The sequence below is a fragment of the Desulfogranum marinum genome (assembly GCF_016918565.1).
GTDB lineage: Bacteria > Desulfobacterota > Desulfobulbia > Desulfobulbales > Desulfobulbaceae > Desulfogranum > Desulfogranum marinum.
Window position 1 is genome coordinate 1 of sequence record NZ_JAFFQD010000191.1, and the last position, 379, is coordinate 379.

1 pseudogene is annotated in these 379 nt (G+C 66.5%); it reads right to left on the reverse strand.

Features of this window, described 5'->3' with window-relative positions:
* A pseudogene (locus JWH17_RS24820) lies at positions 1-327 on the reverse strand (DNA ligase-associated DEXH box helicase); the annotation flags it as partial.
* Positions 328-379: the final 52 nt, after the last annotated feature.

The window sequence follows — 379 nt, forward strand, 5'->3', positions numbered from 1 at the left end:
CCACACGTCGCCGCCGTATTCCAGCCGCACCTGCGCAGAGCCCAGTACGTGCCCCGCCGGATGAAAGCTCAGCCGCACCCCGTGATGGACGATGGACTCGCCGTACGGCAGGGTTTGCAGGGGGATGTCGGCTCCCAGGCGTGCGCGCAGCACGCCTGCTCCCGGGGCTGCGGCCAGGTAATGCTGGTGCCCTATACGGGCGTGGTCACTGTGGGCATGTGTGATGACGGCGCGATCTACCGGCCGCCATGGGTCAACGTAGAAGTCGCCTGCCGGACAATACAGGCCGCTGGGCGTGGTTACGATCAGGTCCGCTGCGCTGGTCATCGATTGCTCTCATTAGATGCCCCTTCATCCGACGCCCGCAACAGCCGCCCGC